Raw genomic sequence first — 18,091 nt, 5'->3', positions numbered from 1 at the left:
TACGAGAACCATGAGAGTAATAACATTTAAAGCAGAAGATGATTTATTGCAGAAGCTTGATTTATACGCAGCAAATAGAAGATTAACTAGGAGTGAAATTATAAGGGACGCTATTAAGAAGTATTTAGAGGAATAATTTCACGGAAATTTTTTAGCTTCAATTTTCCATTATTTACTTGCCGCCGTAGCTCAGCCTGGTTAGAGCGCCGGACTCATACGGCGAGGGGGACATCCGGTTGTCCGGGGTTCAAATCCCCGCGGCGGCATTTTACTAAAATCTCAAATTTCAAATCATTTCATTAGTAGAATATCCACTTTTATTTAATATCATTGTATTATAATTTTGGGTAATTTAATTAAAAAGATAAAGAAACGTGAAGGTTCTTCTTATAAAAGACGAAATATTAATATGCTCAATTTCATTTCAAGAAGTGAGCTATAGTAGAAGATACTGAGTTGAAGTAATTATGTAAAGGAGGAAACACGAACATCCCTATTAAGAGTAGGAAAGGGAAGATAAACGATATAATTCCAGATATTTTTAATGCATCTTCTTCCTCTAATTGGAATATTTTTGTGGAGATAAGCCAAGAACCTCCTATACTACCTATTAAGTAAATGAACAACGCAAACACACTTGTTATGTTTGTAGCTTGAAGAAAAGCGATGAAGTAAAATAAGTAGGCAAGTAAGGAAGAAACGTAAATAACCTTCCCCAAATCAGTCATGCAATCGTTCTGATCATAAAACATGTTAATCATTCTCTCATGGATTTCCCTAATTCTGGTAGGGATAACGATATTTCCGCGGATACCTTTGGTTCCCTTTCTCTTGTAATAATAGTATTTTGCTAATTCCTTTAATCCTTGGTCATAAAGCTTCTTTTCTTCAGAATTCATATTGAAGTATTCAATGTCGACATAATAGTTTAACCATAAATCGTTATCCACAAGTTAAGGATGTATAGGGATAAAATATGTTTTACCTAAGGAGGCTAGAAGAGTAGTCTGCAAGCAATTCCACTAGAGAGTTTCTAAAGGCTTCTTTTAGTTCCATTTTTCTAGTTAGCAGGAAATTTGTATAAATCCCCCAGGTATCTTTAGGGTTTGCATTCAATTTTTCACTTATTTCATCTAAAACCTCGTAGTGGTTCTTTCCTTTATCCATTTCCTTGAGTATAAAATCTGGGACTTTAATACCGCTTGAATACGCAGCAAATTCTTTTCCATTGTAAATGATTACGCAAACTGTCTCCTCAAATACTGAATTATATCTGTTTACTAGCCCACTTTCTAGTCCAACGTATGCAGCGCTTTCGTCTTTAATTTCCTTCATTAATGCGTAAGCTCTATTCCTTGCTCCAATGTAAGTTTCGTCCTGGAGAGGAGTTAGTGGGACTCCGCTATCTACATTCCTTGGTACTATTTTCGCATTTATTTTATACTCAGTCAAGACTTCTTGCATTGCCTCAAGCTTTAGCTTACTTGAGGAACCTAAGTATAAGGTAAGCATTTAAGGTTAATACTGATGAATTCAATTTAAGCTTTGTTGAAAATATTATATAATAATGATAGTTAGTACGAAAATGTAGGTGTTTAATATATGGATAATCGCAGATATACATTTATCTCTATCTCAGTGTTATTATTGCTTTAATATCTAGAATGATTAACAACGTTATATTGACATTAACTCCAGTAATAGCTAGAATAGTATATCACATACCGTTAAGAAGTCTAGGTGTTATAGAGGCTTTGGTCTTACTCTTTGTTATAATATCTATGTTCACAATTAATTTAATTTATTCAAAAAAGATCTTTATTATTTCTCTTATATCCTTATCAGTATCACTGTTTTTGCTTAGTATGGGTAGCCTAGAGTTCTTTTTATCGTTAGTAATTGCAGGTTTATCGTTTGGCGTGAGTATCCCAACTATGACTACCATTGCGTCGAGTTTAGCTGAGAAATATAGTATCAACGCTAAGTTACTTAAGATGTATACTCTTGGTTTAAGTTTAGGTGCGGTAATTAGCAGTATTTTAGAGAGTATAGTGACGTCTTTAGGTGTAATTAACTTACTATTAATAAGCTTATCCTTATTTAATGTTTATAATATTTATTTATATTTTAGATATTATCCTAATAGTCATCACAAGAAATTTGAGTTTTTACTTAAAGTTATATTAAATAGGAAATTATGGATAGCAAATATGGTTAGTTTTCCATACGACGTTACTACTGGATTCTTTAATGTTTACCTAGTAATGTTTGCATATTATTACTATCGCGTCAGTATCTCGCTAGGTTTTCTATATTTCTTTACATTTCTTTTAATATCTTCATTATCCAGATATTTTATCTATAAATATAATATAAATGAAGAAAAAATGAAACTTTATGGAATTGTATTAACAATAATAGGATCCATAATTCTAATCATCAAAAACCCATTACTTCTCTTTATAAGTGTAGCAATTTTGGGAATTCCTCATGGTTTTCTATTACCGCTATCTAATCTAGTTATAGTTGAGGAATTTAAAGAACCTAAAGAAAAGAACTTTGCCAATTCTATAAACTTACTCTTTCATTACGCAGTTTTCATAATAGTTCCTTTAATATCAGGCATATTTATTGGCATAAGCTTAGTATACGGACTACTAGCTTTTATAATATTATCGGTCATCTCATCTCTACTCTTGTTTTGGATTAAGCTCAAGTAACCATTTCCATAACGGTAAAGCCTTTATTCCATTAATTTCTCCCTCATAATCCCAGGTTATAATTAGGGAATTATCAACTTTCAACTCCGCTTTTGCTTCAAGAATTCCTTCAGTTTCTCTTTCCTCTATTTTATCATTTGCATAAGTTACTTGGATTAACGTGGTAGGAGTAAAATTCTTGCTTATTACAAAATCAACTTCTCTCTTTCCTTTCCAGTAATATATCTCCTTGTAACCTCTCCTTAAGAGCTCTATAAATACAGCATTTTCCATTGCCCTAGATATAGAGAATTCGTAACCTAAGGCTGTTGAATATCCTGTATCTATTATGTAAAGTTTCTTAGGGTTTACCTTTCTTTTACTTTCACTCTTTTCAAATTCCTCAACTAGAAAGGAGAAATAAGTTTCTCTAGCTTTTGAGAATAGCTCTAGAACAGTCTCTTTACCTATTTTAATTCCAAGGCTTCTCAAATAATTGTACACTTTGTTTATAGTTATTAAATTGGAATAATTGGAGACCAGATAGGTTGAAAAAGTTTCTGCTATATTCGGTGTCACGATAGAAAGATCCCTTACTATTACTGAATCAAAGTATGATTGTAAAAGCCTTATCCTGTCTTCTTTTTCAAGAACTACTGCAGGGTAAGATCCGTAATATAAGTATTCTCTCAGCGTAGAAAGTATTATACCCCGTTGGGAAGTATATACAATAAGAGGATTATATGTAACTCCCTTAAACCTTAAAAACTCCTTAAATGACAGGGGATAAACTTCGTAGTTTATACTCCTACCTCTCAATTCCTCTGCAATGTTTAGTGGTGTTAACTGTTACGATGAACCCGATAAGTAAACTCTAGCGTTAATCTTTTTCCTAAACCAGCTACCGTAACCCTTAACGTTTTGTATCTCATCTAGGAATAAATATTTAGGCTGTTTGCCCGTTAATTCCGTGAAGGAGACTAGACTTTTATCTAGGTCATCTACAGAAACCCCTTTCAGTCTATAATCTTCAAAGTCTATGTAAAGGATTTCATCTTTTGACGCAATACCTCGTTTGAGTATTTCTTGAATAGTTTGGTAAAGTAAAAATGTCTTTCCGCTTCTTCTGCCTCCAGTTACGGTAATAATATAGTCCCTGTCTAAGGGTAGGGATATATCTCTCTCTACAACTTTGGGTAGTTGTGAAGTGAGCCATTCTGCTATTACACTCTTAAACTTTTCCACGAAAGTATATCTTCAGGAAAAAATAAGTCTCTTTCTGACCAGTTTTGTCTCGTAATTACGTTATTAATTTGATTGTTTTCATTTAATGCTTATATCTATCAATAATTTGAATAAGCTCGTCCCTACTAAGTAAGCCTCTATAATACATATCTATAGCTTCTGCAATATCACGAGGTATATATCTCTTTGACCAACCCTTAGATGCAAAATATATTGGGACAAAGAAACCCCAGCCTAAGATTAAGACCCCTGTTATGATGTAACCAAAAAGATCTGAAATTCTCGTAACTCCACTAATTATAAGCTTACCCTCTATTACTGATAAGTATATATCTATTGCCAGTAATGCAATTAATACTGCAATAAATATAATAGTAAGTGCTAAAATACCTCTAATTAAAGGATCCTTAATAATTTCGTATGACATCTCAAGTAGTTATCTCATTTGAGGCATATAAATATCAAAAGTAGTTTACATTTCTGAACTTCCAGATAGTATTAAATAATTGAATAGTCGTGAAAAAGCCTCAAACCTAGTCATTAAAATAATCTAGGTTAGTAATTTTCTCTTCCTCCGGGTATCTCTTCATTAGAAGCTACAATGATATTAATTGCTATTCCAATAATAGCAGAAGAGTTTTTAATAACCTACAATATCTAAGGATAGAATGATTGTACTTGGAATGAGAAGTGCTCAAGGTATAGCTATAGGAATACTATAGGGGCTAATTATTGCTTTGTGCTTTGGAGTATCGTTATTTCCTTATATAGAGATAACAGTTATTCTGAACTTGGTATCACAATTTTGGGTCTTGTTAATAAATGATTAAGTGAAACTTTGACCATAATTATATCATTAGCCGGGGTAATAGCTAATATATACTTGTATATACAGGTATATCTTATGAAGATCATAACAGTAAAAGTACCAGAAGAGCTCTATGAGAAAATGAGAAAGCATAAGGAGATTAACTGGAGTGAGATTATTAGGAACGCAATTAGGGAAGAGTTGGAAAAAGTGGAGAATACTAGTACGGGTAGTGAAATTATTGACAAGCTCAGACAGTTAGGAATTAATGAAAACGATATAAGCATAGAGTCTCCTCAAGGTGAAGAAGAATTTCAGAAGGAATTGAAAAGAAAATCTACGATACAAACACTCTAATAGAAATTTATAAAAATAGGGTATTATTATCTAGATTAAATCATGTCATTACTAGCATTTTAAACGTTATTGAGTATCCTCCAATTCTCAAGCTTGGTGATAAACTTATTGTAATTTATCCAAGTAAAGATGATTACGAGCTAGCGATTAAGATTATGATAAAATTGAGGAAAATAGGAGAACCAGTTAATGTAGTCGATATAATTCTGGCTTCGATTGCAATAAATCGTAATATGATTGTAGTAACTAATGATAAGGGCTTCGAGTCAATCAGGAAAGTGGAGGAAAATCTAAAAATAGAAAGTATCAGTTTCTGAACTCATGCGTTTTACAACGGCTTTGCATCAGTATTTACAGATACCCATAACCTTTTCCAATATTCAGTGAACCCAATATTTTTATAAACATGAATAGCTGTAACATTATCTTCTCTCACGTAGAGCGACGCTACCTTGCCCCTTCTAGTTATATCTTCAGTAAGTGAAGATACTACTGAAGTTGCGAAGCCTTTATTCCTAAACTCTTCTTTAGTTAATACTCCTCCTATAACACCTGCATCTTTAGTCTCTATCCAAGTATAGGCGACTGAGACCAATTTATGTCCTGAGAATAAGCCGTAAGCGGTTGTTTTGCCTTCTCTTAACATTTGTGTTACAAAACTTCCCCTATCTTTTTCGTATAGCTCTACTATCTGGTCAGAATCCTCTACTGTAAGTTTTCTTACACCTTCTCTTCTGAATATATTAGGAGTTTTACAAATCATTATAAGTTCTGGGTATATCTTCATATTAGAAAAGTTTAGTAAGTACCTCCACTTAGGTTCTATAAATAATACAAATTTATCCTCACTTATTAATGAAAGGAGTTCAGTTACTGTAGATTCTTTTTCTGCATGAAGAATTATAGTTACAGGATTAAATTTCCTATAAATCATTAAATATCCTTCATTAACTATTTTAAACTCCGTGAATTTGTAGTCAATCTCTGAATCATAAATTTCGAAAGCAAACTTAATTGGGTCTGTTAAGAATAGCTCTTTTAGGACGTACACATTTTGAGTTGCATCTGCACAGTAATTAATATTATTCTCCAAAGCAAATTGGAAGATATAAAAAGCGAGATATCTAAGTAAAGTCGTGATGCAATTACTGCTCCTAAGCTCTACATTGGTATTGTGAGAGTTAAAAAATCCAGCTAAACGGAAATAGTAACTGGCGACAGACGATTAAGCATAAAATCTCACTATATACAAAGAAATTCTTTTCACATAAAAATATAAAAATTACGAGCATAACGTTATTTTTTATATTACTATTGTCTGCTGAAACTATGATAAATGGTATAGGTATTTAACATGTAAATGCTTTAGCCAGTTCCTCAGCCAATTCTTCGAGGCTTACAGAACCTTTGAACTACGCATCAGTACTCTTATTGAATGACTCAAATTACTAAAGAACATATAAACTCCCTTACTATAAATAATTATTCAAGTAACGGAGTAGGAAGGTGATAAGAGATGCCATCTTATGAAGCTATTTCCAGAATATGCACGCACTATTATCTTCCAATTATTATAATATAAGGTATAGTATCAATTTTTATGGTACTCTTTAGGCAATTAATTCCGAATTATGCTGTATATTCCATTTATTTAATATTATTGGCTTTTATGACGTTTTTGCCGTATTTTATTATATCTAAATATAAAATTTATACCTTATTTATGGCTGTTAATTCTGTAATACTACTACTAGTATCTCTTGTACTCATGTACTCTACCGCATTTTTAACTTCACCTTACGTTTTAGGTTTTATATTAGCGGTTATTATATATGCTGTGATATCATCATATATGGTTAAAAAATATAATGCGAATTTAATTATAAATAAATATGAAATTCTACAGTCGGTATTTATGGTAGGTTACGTCATCGTTAATATCATTACTTTACTACAAAATGAAAAATATACCCTATTAACTAATATCTTATCTTACGCCTTACTTATTGGTCTATTTTTATCGTTATCTTATGAAAAGAAGCTATTAAAATGAAAGATTACTGCTGGTGATCAAAAATGGAAAAGTATTATGATAAAATATATGGGAGATATATTTTGTTACTAGCAAGTGTATATTTCGGCTGATATATTAACATTATTATTTGGTAATGTAGATATTCTAACGGAATTTTAATTCCATTAGTTATAACTATAATTGATATATTGTTTAAATATAGGTTAATAATTAAATAATGTATTTATTTCTTTACATTAATAACTATTATTATGCTTCTTGATATAGGAATAGTTTCGCCACCTCAAGTGCCAACATTCATAGCTGGTTTAATTTATTTATCCATGTTACTAGTTTATGTTTTAGTATTAATTTATGCTATAATAAAATATAAGCCAAAGCTCTATCAGTTTGATGAAAATGGCTTACTAGCTATAGTCTAATTATATTTATAGTCTTAGTGAGATATTATCTTTTCTGACAAAAGTATTCCTACAGCCAAGTATGTTAAGCTATATTCATAAGTATCAATTAAGTATCATACTAGTGAAAGAGCTAATATGTATACTATCCTAATTATAAATGAAGGGAAGTACAGTAGCTCTATAGCCGCTGGGCATTACTTCATTCTCCCATATTCTTTTCCTCTGGGACAAAACGGAAAGTCTAACGATGACATTCTGTAAAAGTATATAACAACCTAACCTATTAGGATCTCTCCTTATTAATACTAACAAGAAGTATCACGTATGATAAAGGTAAAAAGAGTTTATGAACCTATAGAGAAGGATGACGGAGTTAGGATATTAGTAGATAGGCTTTGGCCTAGAGGCATTAAAAAGGAAAAGGTAGATGTTTGGCTTAGGGACATAGCACCTAGTGACGAGTTAAGGGTGTGGTTTAATCATGATTCTTCAAAGTGGGAGGAATTTAAGAGGAGGTATTTTGACGAATTGGATAAAAACCCTAAAGTTGAGGTATTATTACAAATTATTAAGAAAGGTAATAACGTTACTTTACTTTATTCTGCCAAATCTCCTTATAATAATGCAGTAGCGTTGAAAGAATACCTAGAGAATAAATTAAAAAGTGAGAGGCAAGAGTATAATAATGCATAAGACTCCATTTGAGGTTACTGTTTTAGTAGAGGATCATCCTTGTGAAGTAATGCGGATTATATCCTCAAGCGGATTAAAGGCGAGCGTAGAGAACGTAAAATTGGGAGAGCAGATCACTGATCATATAGTACAATTTGAGAAGGAAGTGGATAAGAATGATGTGCAAAAACTTAAGGGAAACGCAGTCAAGGTTTTGAGGTTATCTAACAATAAAGTTTGGGTTAGAACTAACGGCTGTACAGTTTGTAAAATCCTTTATACTTCAGACGTTGTAGTTGAAAAAATTAGAGTAGTTAAGGAGAGGACTCTTATATACACTTTACTTGTACCTAATAATTCATCACTCAAGGAATTTCTCTCTAGCCTTATACAGAATGACGTAAAGGTAACTGTAATTGACGTCTCTGAAATTTCAGATACGGCGTTAACTGAAAGGCAAATTGAAATACTTAAACTGGCATACAAATTAGGTTACTTTGACGACGATAGAAAAATTTCATTAAGCCAATTGGCGGAAAAACTAGGAATTTCTGCTCCAACCTTAGATGAGATCTTACGTAGGGCGTTAAGAAAAGTTGTAAAATATTATCTTAATAAGCATGAAAGTTAAGATCGTACTCATCAAGGCCGGTAAACTCGAAATAACCTTGATAATTCTTCATATCGACAATAATCTTCTCCATTATCTCATCATTTAATTTCTTAGGAAAGATCTTCTCCTCATTGAGATTATGATCAATGACTATCCTTATATACCTTTCCGCCCAATCTCTTCTTCTCTCCTTAAGTACTGAATTACCGTACTTTTCTATAAGTAAATGGTCGTTAGATAAAGGTTTCACGTTAATCCCCATACCTTCAAGGACTGGAAAAACGTATTTATCCTCTATTTTAGCGTGCCAGTTAATTATGAATTGGTGGGCGTTTTCTAGTATTCTCCATCCCTCTTCAAAATTTAGGCATTGGCTTACTGTTTGAAATCTCACTCTAAGTATTGCATGCTCGTACTTTAACAAGGAAATAGGATCGCTTATCATTACCAGAATATGTAAATGTAATATTTAATATTCTTCTTTACTTTAACCTTTTAAAAAGAAGAAAAATTTCTCTTTTTAGATATATTAGTAAATTAACTTCTTATTACCTCTTTTTCTTCCATACTTGCTTCTTCTAAGGGTTTAGCCTTTGTCTCCGGTACAAAGAACCACGTTAATGCTGCCGCTATGATCATTAAGATAGCAAAGAACATCATTGCAAATTCCTTGCTTACAGATAAGAAAAGTACTGGGAACACAAATGATGCAATAGCTGCTCCAGTTCTTCCAGAGGCTACTGTTATTGCCTGAACTAATCCCCTTACCTTTGTAGGTGCTAATTCTACTCCTAGCATTCCAGCTGTACTTATTATTCCAGGACCGAAGCTACCAGTAAATTCGTGAAGACCGTAAATTATTAAGAGCAGTCCTGCAGGTAAGAAAGCTTCTCTGGGCAAAAGCAATGCAAATATAGCTAAGAATATTCCTTCTCCTAGGGCTCCTATACTTTGCAGTGGCTTTCTTCCGAATCTGTCTATTGTAGATATCCCGAATCCCTTGCCTGGAAAACCGAATACTGCTGAAATTATAAGGGAGAATACTGCTGGATTATATATTCCTATAGATCTCGCAATTAAAGTGGGCCCAAAAAGGCCGTTAGCATAACCTGTGAGATCAAAGAGAAACCATAATACTGCTGCAACTGCAAATACACGACCTCCATTTTTAAAATACTGGAGCATTGAGTTACAATCTTTTAAATTTTCCTTTACTTCGTGAGCTTTACCAGTTATTTCTTTTACCACCTTCGTAAATGTAACGTTGTCTCCTTTTATTCTTAATAAATATCTTGGAGTCTCTGGAACTTTTCTCCTCAAGTAGATTACTGAGGCAGCAGGTATTGCACCAGCGGCTAATATCATTCTCCAAAGTAAGTTAGTAGAAACTAAAGGCGAAATTGCTAGGTAAAGTAGTGAGGCAGTTACTGCACCTAAACTCCACATTAATCCAAAGCCTAAAGCAATTAATTTACCTCTATCCTTTGCATTTGAGTGTTCAGCCATTATCAACGGTGAAAGTACATAGTCTGCTCCAGTTCCTACTCCTACTAAAAACCTTACTGCGGCAAGTTCAGCGGGGGAAGTAACGAATGCTTGAAGTAATGCACCTATACTCATTAACGCAACATCTATGCCATAGAACGTTTTTCTACCTCTATTTGATAAATATCCGAATAATAGTGCCCCCAATGCCGCACCTATGAATACTGTTCCAGTTAATACTCCTAGCCAAAATTCGTAAAGACTGCACCCTTTTTTTATTCCGAAAGTTCCCAAGATGTCAAGTAATACCAAGCTTATTGATGACAATAAGTAGCCATCAGTAAATACTCCCATTCCAGTAGTGAATAATGCCTTTATGTGGAACATGTTGAACTTTTTATTATCGAGCGGTTTGAATGCATCCAGTAACTTCATTTCGAGTTTAAGTAAAAATCTTTATATTTAAGAATATTCGAAATAATTTATTTAGTAGTATATAATCTATTTTTACTATATATTGTATAATTTTATGTTTGAAGAGATTGCATTCTAGGACCTATTTTTACCTTTAAGATAGACGTAAATTTTGTATCTTATACAATCCATTAGTCTGACCTAAATGTAACATAAAAGAAGCCTTAATCTTACGTTAGTATGCATTGAAAATTTTGAGCAACTAGTCCTTAAGATTGTAATCGTTATGAGTTATAATTAGCATAACATAACGTGTGGTTTCATACTAGGAAAACTAGACAAGATTAGTAGAATTGATTTGTAAACGAAGAGATAATATTATCAACTAATTATTTTATATATTTATAGTATAATAAATTATAATATGAATAATAGAATCATATATACTTTTCTATTGCGTAAATGCCCTTATATAACTAATTAGAAACTAAATATGATAGGAGTGTTTTTAGTCAGATTTACACTAGTATTATGAGAGTAAAGTTAAAATCCGCTAAACAGAGATATCATATGGTGATAGAACATTAACCATAAAATATCTTTACATATAAATAAATTTCTTTCGTATAAATATATGAAAATTTTAGGTATAATGTTGCTTTTATATTACTATTACCTGCAGAAACTATGATTCCACCATCACCTTATTCTCCATCATGGTATGCCCTCTGGTGATCAAGAATGGATAAGTATTATAATAAATTATATTGGAGGTATACTTTTTTATTTATGGGCTTATATGCTTCAGCCATTGCTGGTATTTATGCGTCAACATTATATCATGTAAGTATACTTGCGTGGTTAATTATTAGTATTGCACTGATCGGGTCAATAGCTTTTACTTATAGGTTAATAACTAGGTATAATGTTTATTTCGTTGCAATAATAGGCTACATCATATTTGTCTACATGGGGCTAGTTCAAACGTTTCCCAGAGTTATGGCTGGCTTTATTTATTTATCCATGTTACTAATCTACATTTTTAGCAGTAGTTTATGCTGTAATAAAATACAGACCAAGGCTTTATCAGTTCGATAAAAAATGGCTTATTGCCTACAGTTTACTTGCCTTTATAGTCGCATCCTTCATTTTAGGAGATATTTTATAGTAACTATGGAGTTGAGAAGTAGATTAGTTAGTAAGATATTATTTTCATTATAGTATATTTTATATGTGAAATTATTCTAGTATATCTCATCTATACTTCGTAACGATAATCGTTGTAACATGGGTTTCTCTATATGTAATACCTAGATATAAAATGTTTATGGTTAATACATTATTTTATTTATTCATTATTGATACTAAAATCCTAACAATCATTACTAATTAATTGTCTACACGTTTTAGGATTTTTAGTACTATTGATAGCTAATTTCTAACTTTTTGCTTATAAATATATTAAGTAAAGGCAAATTTTATTAAAATTATCTATAAATAGTTAACAATTTGTTATCTATTTGTTTTTCTGCTTAAGGTAGGCATAGATCTTATATCTTATACAATCCATCAGCCTATCGTGGTAGTCTGACATATGTAAAGCAATGTAATCTAGGACGTCATCATTTTTTAGCAACTCTTCCACGTTAGACGTCATATTAATAATAAGCCCAGGATCTGCCTTTGGATTCTTTACTTTTCTATTCTTTACTAATTCTTTCAAGTAGTTATCAGTGTAAGATATCCATTTTTTAATAACCGCCTCTATATCATCTCTATTTACCCCTAATTTTTTAGCAATTTGTTTTACTGGTCTATTTTCACATCTCATTTGGGCTATTTTTTCCTCGATCTTTGGGTTCATGAGAGCCGCCGGCGGGATTTGAACCCGCGACCGCCGGCTTTCTTCGTAGCCTTACAAGGCCGGCGCTCTACCAGCTGAGCTACGGCGGCATATTAAATTTCGGTTAATAACTTTAAAAGTTTATCAGCGTAATTAAGGGCTTAAGTAGAGAAAGTCTTATTAGGTGAGTATTATAAAAATTAAATTAGCCGGGTCGTCTAGCGGTCAAGGATGGCGGGCTTTGGCCCCGTCGACTAGGGTTCGAATCCCTACCCGGCTACTTTGGTAAAGTGTCGTACTTACTGCCTTTAGTGCTTAATTTAATTCTAAGAGAGACTGCGTAATTATACTTTATCTTATCCTTCAGTTCTTACTTGTTAAGTAACACGGTGATTCTTCATTGTCTCAACTAGTCTGTAACTATACTTAGTCAGACCTTGAAGGTCAAGGGCGAACCATGGGGATTTGCGTAATGCATACTACTATGTGAAACAGTAGTAATTATGTATCAGATAGTGTTGTTATACTACATTACCTCGACCTTTAAGGCCTAACCAAGTATAATGCTAAGTTACAAAAATTTTAAAGAATACTAATTGTGTCTTATCCCTTCTGGTTTATGGATTCTTTTATTTTTATCTAAAATCTTATTTACTTTCTTTTTAATATTAGTCATGTTAATTATTACGCATTTTGATTACTTGATTTCGAGTGATTTCTGTTTGCTATATATTTTAAAGTCCTCGGGTAATATTTTATTGAGGTTTAAGATTTTGCCATTCTTTGATATCTTCAAAAGGAGTAAGGATAAAGATCATTTCGTTTACGATGAACTGGGGGAATGGATAATGATTTCTAGGAATCCAAAATTAGGATTTTTATATTCAATAATATCTAAGACCGTGTCTAAGCTTGCAAAATATTACGATCTTTATATTTTACAGTTTCTTGAAGATTCAGAAATTAGGAATTTTTACACAATTAAGGCGATGGTTTCAACTAGATCACCTATAAAAGATTCTTTATTCTCTTCTAAGCTTTCTCAGTCTCTTTCTAAGTATGGTACTTTAGGTCAAGTAAATGTTGTAAAATTAAGATATTGCGGAATGAATTATTTATTCTTTAGATTTAATGTACTTCTTAAAAAGAATAAAAACGTAAGGGCAGACGTTAAAGTACTTTTACCTCCTTTAGGTGTAAGTACTTCTGGGATTCCTTACACTATAAATGATCTTTTTAAATCCATTTTTGAATATAATTCTAATGCAGTTTGTCAATCTATTCTAGAGCTTAAGGACGATAATACTGCTAGAATTTTAGCTAATTGTAATGATTATATAGATCTTGATGGGATTAAATACTCTCTCTCCTATTTCTCTAAAGATTTCAAAACTAGTGTAAAGTCTTCCGTAAGATCTATTGAAATCGAAATCGAAACGAAGGATTTTAACAAGCATGCATTGATTCCTTTACTTTGGAATAATTTTCTAGACATATATTCAACGTCATCCACGTGTTAAATTAAATATAAATTTTGAGCTTTCGAATTATTCTTGGTGAATACTTCTGATAAAGGTGAACGATCTCGAAATTCCTACTCTTGATGATATCAATTTTTCTGATAATAGGCTTTTAGTAAGAATAGATATAAATTCTCCTGTAGATCCTAAGACGGGTAAGCTAATTGATGATTCCAGGATTAAAGCTTATAATGATACCATAAAGGAACTAATAAATAAAGGGAATTCATTAGTCTTGATCTCACATCAAGGTAGGCCTGGAGATAGTGATTTCATCTCATTAGAAGAGCATGCAGAATTATTGAGTAAATACCTTGACACAAAAGTTGAGTTCATTGAAGATGTAATGGGTCCTTATGCGAGAGAGAGAATTAAGAGTATGAAAAGAGGCGAAGTTATACTTTTAGATAATGTTAGGTTTGTCTCAGAGGAACTTATAGAAGCCCCCCCTAGTCAACACGCTAAAAGCTATTTAATTAAAAGATTGTCTCCTCTTTTTGACGGTTACGTTAATGACGCGTTTGCGGCAGCTCACAGAAGTCAGGCTAGTATAGTAGGATTTCCTATGGTATTGAAGTCTACAGCAGGCAGAGTAATGGAAAAAGAAGTTTCGGCGTTAGCAAAGATTTTTAACGCTGAAGAGTTTCCTAAAGTTTTCGTTTTAGGAGGAGGTAAAGTCCTTGATAGTATAAGGATTATTGAGAATCTTGTGAAGAGAAGGCTTGCTGATAGAATATTAACTGGAGGATTAATTGCTGAACTTTTTGCTGTAGCTAAAGGTTTAGACTTAGGTAAGGAAAACATGCAAATCTTAGAAAAGAAGGGACTTATCTCTTTAATTCCTAGGGCTAGGAAAATACTTCTCTCTGGAGGCCCAATAGAGATTCCTGTGGATTTTAAGGTAGAGAAAGAAGGCAAAGTTTCTGAAGAACCCGGCAATAAGGTTACTGGTGTAATAAAAGATATAGGAAGTACTACTGTAGGTATTTACTCATCCTTCATTAAGGACGCTAAAGTAATAGTAATGAGAGGTCCTATGGGGGTAATAGAAGATGAAAGATTTAGAGAAGGAAGTAAGAAGCTTTTGGACAGTGCAGTAGAAAGTCAAGGATATCTTATAATAGGCGGAGGACATATGATAAGTATGCTCGGAGGAGGGTCTGAAATAAACCCAAGTAAAGTTCACGTTTCTACAGGCGGTGGAGCATTACTTTTATTTTTAGCAGGCGAAAGATTACCTGCATTAGAAGCTTTAGATCTTTCGTATAAGGTGATTAAAAAATGATTAAAGTAGCATTAAACGGTTACGGTACAATAGGAAAGAGAGTAGCTAATGCAATAATGTTACAACCAGATATGAAGCTTGTTGGCATTGCTAAGACTTCACCTAACTATGAGGCTTTCGTAGCCCAAAAAATGGGAGTAAGCATTTACGTTCCTCAGGATTCCGCTAAATCATTCGAAGAAGCTGGAATAAAGATTGCAGGTAACGTAGAAGATATGGTAAAAGATGCAGATATTATAGTAGACGCTACCCCTAACGGAGTCGGCGCGCAGTATAAGGAACTTTACCAGAAATTTGGTAAAAATGCTATATTCCAAGGGGGAGAAAAAGCTAACGTAGCAGAAATCTCATTTTCTTCACTTTGTGATTACGATGAAGCTATAGGAAAAAAATATATAAGAGTAGTATCTTGCAATACAACAGCTTTACTTAGGACTATATGTACTTTAAATAAATTAAGTAAAGTAGAGAAAGTTAGAGCAACAATAGTAAGGAGGGCTGCAGATCCTAAAGAAGTTAAAAAAGGTCCTATAAATGCAATAGTACCAGACCCAGCCTCAATTCCGAGTCATCATGCTAAGGACGTTAATACTGTGCTTAAAGACTTGGATATAATAACCATGGCAGTTATAGCTCCAACTACTTATATGCATATGCATTTACTCGACGTTACTGTTAAATCTCAAGTGAGTAAAGAAGACGTTATAAATCAGTTTCTGAATACTAGCAGATTGCTGCTTGTAAGAGGAAAATCGAAAGTTAATTCTACTGCTGAAATAATTGAGGTAGCAAGAGATTTAGGTAGAGTAAGGAATGATATACCAGAAGTAGTAATATTTGAAGATTCAATTTACACTAAAGGTAACGAAATATTCCTAATGTATGCCGTTCACCAAGAATCTATAGTAGTTCCAGAAAATATAGACGCAATAAGAGCTTCATTGAACCTGGCTAGTGCTGAAGACTCAATAAAAATAACAAATGCTACTCTAAATATAGGTAGGGGGTATCTTATATGAGCTCTCCTACATATACCGTAAGCCTATGGTTTAGAAAAATCTTAGTTCCAATAGATGGATCAGAAAACAGTATGAGAGCACTGGAGTTAGCAACAGATTTCAGTCTAAGATACGGTTCTAAAGTTACAGTTATTCATGCATGCAGTACTTGTGATGAAGCTGAACACATTAAAAAGAAGGTTGAAGAGAGAGTGGGAGACAAAATAGACTATGATTTTAAAATAATAAAAATATCAAAAGATAGTAGTGTTCCTAACGAAATTTTGAAGGTTATAAATGAAGATACTTATGATGCAGTAATAATGGGTTCTAGGGGAACTTCAGTTAATAGTGATATAAATATAGGTTCTACTGTACTATCAGTTGCCGCTAATGCTTCAATAACTGTTATAATTGTTAGATAATCATAGGAATGCTTTTGCTTGAGTAACTTGATAAGTCAACATTGAACGTGTATTTGACTTCAAGGAACCTCTTTCTTAGTTCTATTACTTCTTTTCTCACTTCTTTAGGATCTTTACCATCTATTGCAACTTTCTTCATTAACTCTGCGATTTCATCCATTTCTTCTTCCTTCATTCCATATCTTGTCATTTCTTGAACTCCTATTCTTAATCCACTTGGGTTGCTAACAGTTTCAGGAGTATCGCAGGGCAATAAGTTCTTATTTACTATTATGTTAGCCTCCTCCAGTAACTTAGCTATTTTAGCTCCTCCTCCCAATTCTCTAACGTTTACAGCAGTCTGATGACTCTTAGTATACCCTAAGTGCTCTCCTACTACCTTAAATCCTCTTTCTGCTAGAGATTCTGCTAACTTCTTTGCGTTCTTAGTTATTTGACTTGCATAATCTTTACCGAAGTACTTCATTTCTATTAAAGTAACTGCTGTGGCAGGTAGTCTGTGCAAGTGATGATTACTCACAAACCAAGGAAAGATGGTTCTTGAAATTTCTTTAAACAATTCATCATCGTTTGATAAGATTGAACCGCCTTGAGGTCCTGGGAATGTTTTATGAGTTGAGGTAGTCATAACGTCTGCTCCTTCATCTAACGGATTGCTCCAAGCTTTACCGACTATTAATCCGTAAACATGAGCTGCATCATAAACTAATTTTGCTCCGACCGCGTGAACGTGAGGTGCAAGTTCTTTTGTAGGATGGGGAAATAAATATAAACTTCCTCCTAGGACTACAAACTTTGGCTTAATTTCTTCTATCATTTTTATTGCCTTATCTACATCAACGTTTATATTTTCCTTATCGAAAGGCATTTCTATGTGTTGTATACCCAGAGCGCCTAGAGTTCCGAACTTTGTATGACTTACGTGAGAGCCAGCTTGTACGGGAGCTATTAAAGCCTTATCTCCGGGGTTTGCTAAAATTCTAAATACTGCGGCATTAGCTATTGTTCCGCTTATCGGTCTCAAATCGGAGTTTTTGGCAGGAGTAACTTCATTCATTAATTGTATTGCAAGGCTTTCTACTTCATCCACATACTTAGTACCTTGATAGAACCTCTTGTAAGGTTTTCCTTCTGCATATCTTGACATGAAATCGCTCATGTAAACAGCTTCAGCTATAGGGCTCATTACATTTTCAGAGGCTATCATATTTATTGTCTCAGTTCTTCTCCAAGTATTCTGCTCTTTAGTTAACTGAATTACTTTCGTTAATTCTTCGGGCAATTCCAT

At 33.1% G+C, this 18,091-nt stretch carries 24 protein-coding genes and 3 tRNA genes; 15 read left to right on the top strand and 12 right to left on the bottom strand.

Translation table 11 applies throughout. From position 1 onward, the window contains the following. The first annotated feature begins 10 nt into the window (after window positions 1-10). Window positions 11-136 carry a ribbon-helix-helix protein, CopG family gene (locus HS5_RS13745; RefSeq protein WP_236751926.1) on the top strand — a complete coding sequence of 42 codons (126 nt, stop codon included), beginning with the start codon at window positions 11-13 and terminating at the stop codon, window positions 134-136. A 42-nt stretch (window positions 137-178) separates the two neighbouring features. After that, a tRNA-Met gene (locus HS5_RS13740) sits at window positions 179-266 on the top strand. Between the two features lie 153 nt (window positions 267-419). On the opposite strand, the gene HS5_RS13735 is transcribed toward HS5_RS13740, so the two are convergent. Both HS5_RS13735 and HS5_RS13730 read right to left on the bottom strand, forming a co-directional pair. Further along, window positions 420-950 (bottom strand): hypothetical protein, encoded by a 531-nt coding sequence (locus HS5_RS13735; protein WP_236751925.1) that lies wholly within the window; start codon window positions 948-950, stop codon window positions 420-422. 31 nt (window positions 951-981) lie between these two features. Next, complete coding sequence (locus HS5_RS13730; protein WP_236751924.1) at window positions 982-1,512, bottom strand: inosine/xanthosine triphosphatase; 531 nt, start codon at window positions 1,510-1,512, stop codon at window positions 982-984. A gap of 152 nt (window positions 1,513-1,664) precedes the next feature. Here HS5_RS13730 and HS5_RS13725 point away from each other — a divergent pair, with 152 nt between their 5' ends. Next, on the top strand, window positions 1,665-2,720 hold the full coding sequence (locus HS5_RS13725) for a hypothetical protein (protein WP_236751923.1): 1,056 nt from the start codon (window positions 1,665-1,667) through the stop codon (window positions 2,718-2,720). Here HS5_RS13725 and HS5_RS13720 read toward each other — a convergent pair. From HS5_RS13720 to HS5_RS13710, 3 genes are all read right to left on the bottom strand, one after another. Continuing rightward, window positions 2,691-3,518: a DUF4143 domain-containing protein gene (locus tag HS5_RS13720; protein WP_236751922.1), complete on the bottom strand. Its 828-nt coding sequence runs from the start codon at window positions 3,516-3,518 to the stop codon at window positions 2,691-2,693. The two genes, HS5_RS13725 and HS5_RS13720, sit on opposite strands and share 30 nt — an antisense overlap. Window positions 3,519-3,548: 30 nt before the next feature. Next, the gene (locus HS5_RS13715; RefSeq protein ID WP_236751921.1) at window positions 3,549-3,944 is read right to left on the bottom strand and encodes an AAA family ATPase; all 396 of its coding nucleotides are present in this window, start codon (window positions 3,942-3,944) and stop codon (window positions 3,549-3,551) included. A gap of 82 nt (window positions 3,945-4,026) precedes the next feature. Further along, window positions 4,027-4,371 carry a hypothetical protein gene (locus tag HS5_RS13710; protein ID WP_236751920.1) on the bottom strand — a complete coding sequence of 115 codons (345 nt, stop codon included), beginning with the start codon at window positions 4,369-4,371 and terminating at the stop codon, window positions 4,027-4,029. A 477-nt stretch (window positions 4,372-4,848) separates the two neighbouring features. Here HS5_RS13710 and HS5_RS13705 point away from each other — a divergent pair, with 477 nt between their 5' ends. Both HS5_RS13705 and HS5_RS14605 read left to right on the top strand, forming a co-directional pair. Then, on the top strand, window positions 4,849-5,109 hold the full coding sequence (locus tag HS5_RS13705) for a ribbon-helix-helix domain-containing protein (protein WP_236751919.1): 261 nt from the start codon (window positions 4,849-4,851) through the stop codon (window positions 5,107-5,109). Next, window positions 5,064-5,426, top strand: coding sequence for a type II toxin-antitoxin system VapC family toxin (locus HS5_RS14605; RefSeq protein WP_346729570.1), 363 nt, complete (start codon window positions 5,064-5,066; stop codon window positions 5,424-5,426). The genes HS5_RS13705 and HS5_RS14605 overlap by 46 nt, the downstream gene beginning before the upstream one ends. A gap of 11 nt (window positions 5,427-5,437) precedes the next feature. On the opposite strand, the gene HS5_RS13695 is transcribed toward HS5_RS14605, so the two are convergent. Further along, the gene (locus tag HS5_RS13695; protein ID WP_236751917.1) at window positions 5,438-6,160 is read right to left on the bottom strand and encodes a GNAT family N-acetyltransferase; all 723 of its coding nucleotides are present in this window, start codon (window positions 6,158-6,160) and stop codon (window positions 5,438-5,440) included. 672 nt (window positions 6,161-6,832) lie between these two features. Here HS5_RS13695 and HS5_RS13690 point away from each other — a divergent pair. Both HS5_RS13690 and HS5_RS13685 read left to right on the top strand, forming a co-directional pair. Continuing rightward, window positions 6,833-7,162, top strand: a complete 330-nt coding sequence (locus HS5_RS13690; protein ID WP_236751916.1) for a hypothetical protein — start codon at window positions 6,833-6,835, stop codon at window positions 7,160-7,162. Window positions 7,163-7,395: 233 nt separating this feature from the next. After that, window positions 7,396-7,566, top strand: a complete 171-nt coding sequence (locus tag HS5_RS13685) for a hypothetical protein (RefSeq protein WP_236751915.1) — start codon at window positions 7,396-7,398, stop codon at window positions 7,564-7,566. Window positions 7,567-7,695: 129 nt separating this feature from the next. Here the strand turns inward: HS5_RS13685 and HS5_RS13680 are convergent, their stop codons facing one another. After that, window positions 7,696-7,860, bottom strand: coding sequence for a hypothetical protein (locus HS5_RS13680; RefSeq protein ID WP_236751914.1), 165 nt, complete (start codon window positions 7,858-7,860; stop codon window positions 7,696-7,698). Between the two features lie 12 nt (window positions 7,861-7,872). Here HS5_RS13680 and HS5_RS13675 point away from each other — a divergent pair, with 12 nt between their 5' ends. Further along, window positions 7,873-8,241, top strand: a complete 369-nt coding sequence (locus HS5_RS13675) for a DUF488 domain-containing protein (protein ID WP_236751913.1) — start codon at window positions 7,873-7,875, stop codon at window positions 8,239-8,241. Further along, window positions 8,234-8,851, top strand: coding sequence for a helix-turn-helix domain-containing protein (locus HS5_RS13670; RefSeq protein WP_236751912.1), 618 nt, complete (start codon window positions 8,234-8,236; stop codon window positions 8,849-8,851). Before HS5_RS13675 ends, HS5_RS13670 begins: the two co-directional genes overlap by 8 nt. Here HS5_RS13670 and HS5_RS13665 read toward each other — a convergent pair. Further along, complete coding sequence (locus HS5_RS13665) at window positions 8,832-9,278, bottom strand: hemerythrin domain-containing protein (protein ID WP_236751911.1); 447 nt, start codon at window positions 9,276-9,278, stop codon at window positions 8,832-8,834. The genes HS5_RS13670 and HS5_RS13665 overlap by 20 nt on opposite strands. Window positions 9,279-9,370: 92 nt before the next feature. After that, complete coding sequence (locus HS5_RS13660; RefSeq protein WP_236751910.1) at window positions 9,371-10,753, bottom strand: MFS transporter; 1,383 nt, start codon at window positions 10,751-10,753, stop codon at window positions 9,371-9,373. Window positions 10,754-11,473: 720 nt separating this feature from the next. On the opposite strand from HS5_RS13660, the gene HS5_RS13655 reads away from it, so the two are divergent. After that, the gene (locus HS5_RS13655; protein ID WP_236751909.1) at window positions 11,474-11,830 is read left to right on the top strand and encodes a hypothetical protein; all 357 of its coding nucleotides are present in this window, start codon (window positions 11,474-11,476) and stop codon (window positions 11,828-11,830) included. Window positions 11,831-12,248: 418 nt separating this feature from the next. Here the strand turns inward: HS5_RS13655 and HS5_RS13650 are convergent, their stop codons facing one another. Further along, window positions 12,249-12,596 carry a hypothetical protein gene (locus tag HS5_RS13650; RefSeq protein WP_236751908.1) on the bottom strand — a complete coding sequence of 116 codons (348 nt, stop codon included), beginning with the start codon at window positions 12,594-12,596 and terminating at the stop codon, window positions 12,249-12,251. Between the two features lie 3 nt (window positions 12,597-12,599). Beyond that, a tRNA-Thr gene (locus HS5_RS13645) sits at window positions 12,600-12,685 on the bottom strand. A gap of 97 nt (window positions 12,686-12,782) precedes the next feature. Here HS5_RS13645 and HS5_RS13640 point away from each other — a divergent pair. The 5 genes from HS5_RS13640 (at window position 12,783) to HS5_RS13620 (ending at window position 16,803) form a co-directional block, all read left to right on the top strand. Then, window positions 12,783-12,855: transfer RNA gene (locus HS5_RS13640), tRNA-Gln, on the top strand. A 478-nt stretch (window positions 12,856-13,333) separates the two neighbouring features. Next, a complete protein-coding gene (locus HS5_RS13635) occupies window positions 13,334-14,095 on the top strand; it encodes a hypothetical protein (protein WP_236751907.1) in 762 nt (253 codons plus the stop codon). Between the two features lie 46 nt (window positions 14,096-14,141). Then, window positions 14,142-15,380: a phosphoglycerate kinase gene (locus HS5_RS13630; RefSeq protein ID WP_236753595.1), complete on the top strand. Its 1,239-nt coding sequence runs from the start codon at window positions 14,142-14,144 to the stop codon at window positions 15,378-15,380. Next, window positions 15,377-16,399, top strand: a complete 1,023-nt coding sequence (locus HS5_RS13625; protein WP_236751906.1) for a phosphorylating glyceraldehyde-3-phosphate dehydrogenase — start codon at window positions 15,377-15,379, stop codon at window positions 16,397-16,399. Before HS5_RS13630 ends, HS5_RS13625 begins: the two co-directional genes overlap by 4 nt. Then, window positions 16,396-16,803 carry a universal stress protein gene (locus tag HS5_RS13620; RefSeq protein WP_236751905.1) on the top strand — a complete coding sequence of 136 codons (408 nt, stop codon included), beginning with the start codon at window positions 16,396-16,398 and terminating at the stop codon, window positions 16,801-16,803. The genes HS5_RS13625 and HS5_RS13620 overlap by 4 nt, the downstream gene beginning before the upstream one ends. Here the strand turns inward: HS5_RS13620 and glyA are convergent. Beyond that, window positions 16,796-18,091 (bottom strand): serine hydroxymethyltransferase, encoded by a 1,296-nt coding sequence (glyA, locus tag HS5_RS13615; protein WP_236751904.1) that lies wholly within the window; start codon window positions 18,089-18,091, stop codon window positions 16,796-16,798. The two genes, HS5_RS13620 and glyA, sit on opposite strands and share 8 nt — an antisense overlap.

The organism is Acidianus sp. HS-5, assembly GCF_021655615.1.
Taxonomy (GTDB): domain Archaea; phylum Thermoproteota; class Thermoprotei_A; order Sulfolobales; family Sulfolobaceae; genus Acidianus.
This window is presented reverse-complemented; position numbering and strand designations above follow the sequence as displayed.

Coding starts and splice junctions, on each gene's coding strand:
- HS5_RS13665 (WP_236751911.1), bottom strand. CDS start 9,278: ATGATAAGCGATCCTATTTCCTTGTTAAAGTACGAGCATGCAATACTT.
- HS5_RS13745 (WP_236751926.1), top strand. CDS start 11: ATGAGAGTAATAACATTTAAAGCAGAAGATGATTTATTGCAGAAGCTT.
- HS5_RS13725 (WP_236751923.1), top strand. CDS start 1,665: ATGATTAACAACGTTATATTGACATTAACTCCAGTAATAGCTAGAATA.
- HS5_RS13620 (WP_236751905.1), top strand. CDS start 16,396: ATGAGCTCTCCTACATATACCGTAAGCCTATGGTTTAGAAAAATCTTA.
- HS5_RS13655 (WP_236751909.1), top strand. CDS start 11,474: ATGGATAAGTATTATAATAAATTATATTGGAGGTATACTTTTTTATTT.
- HS5_RS13705 (WP_236751919.1), top strand. CDS start 4,849: ATGAAGATCATAACAGTAAAAGTACCAGAAGAGCTCTATGAGAAAATG.
- HS5_RS13685 (WP_236751915.1), top strand. CDS start 7,396: ATGCTTCTTGATATAGGAATAGTTTCGCCACCTCAAGTGCCAACATTC.
- HS5_RS13650 (WP_236751908.1), bottom strand. CDS start 12,596: ATGAACCCAAAGATCGAGGAAAAAATAGCCCAAATGAGATGTGAAAAT.
- glyA (WP_236751904.1), bottom strand. CDS start 18,091: ATGGAATTGCCCGAAGAATTAACGAAAGTAATTCAGTTAACTAAAGAG.
- HS5_RS13625 (WP_236751906.1), top strand. CDS start 15,377: ATGATTAAAGTAGCATTAAACGGTTACGGTACAATAGGAAAGAGAGTA.
- HS5_RS13710 (WP_236751920.1), bottom strand. CDS start 4,371: ATGTCATACGAAATTATTAAGGATCCTTTAATTAGAGGTATTTTAGCA.
- HS5_RS13675 (WP_236751913.1), top strand. CDS start 7,873: ATGATAAAGGTAAAAAGAGTTTATGAACCTATAGAGAAGGATGACGGA.
- HS5_RS13730 (WP_236751924.1), bottom strand. CDS start 1,512: ATGCTTACCTTATACTTAGGTTCCTCAAGTAAGCTAAAGCTTGAGGCA.
- HS5_RS13670 (WP_236751912.1), top strand. CDS start 8,234: ATGCATAAGACTCCATTTGAGGTTACTGTTTTAGTAGAGGATCATCCT.
- HS5_RS13690 (WP_236751916.1), top strand. CDS start 6,833: ATGGCTGTTAATTCTGTAATACTACTACTAGTATCTCTTGTACTCATG.
- HS5_RS13660 (WP_236751910.1), bottom strand. CDS start 10,753: ATGAAGTTACTGGATGCATTCAAACCGCTCGATAATAAAAAGTTCAAC.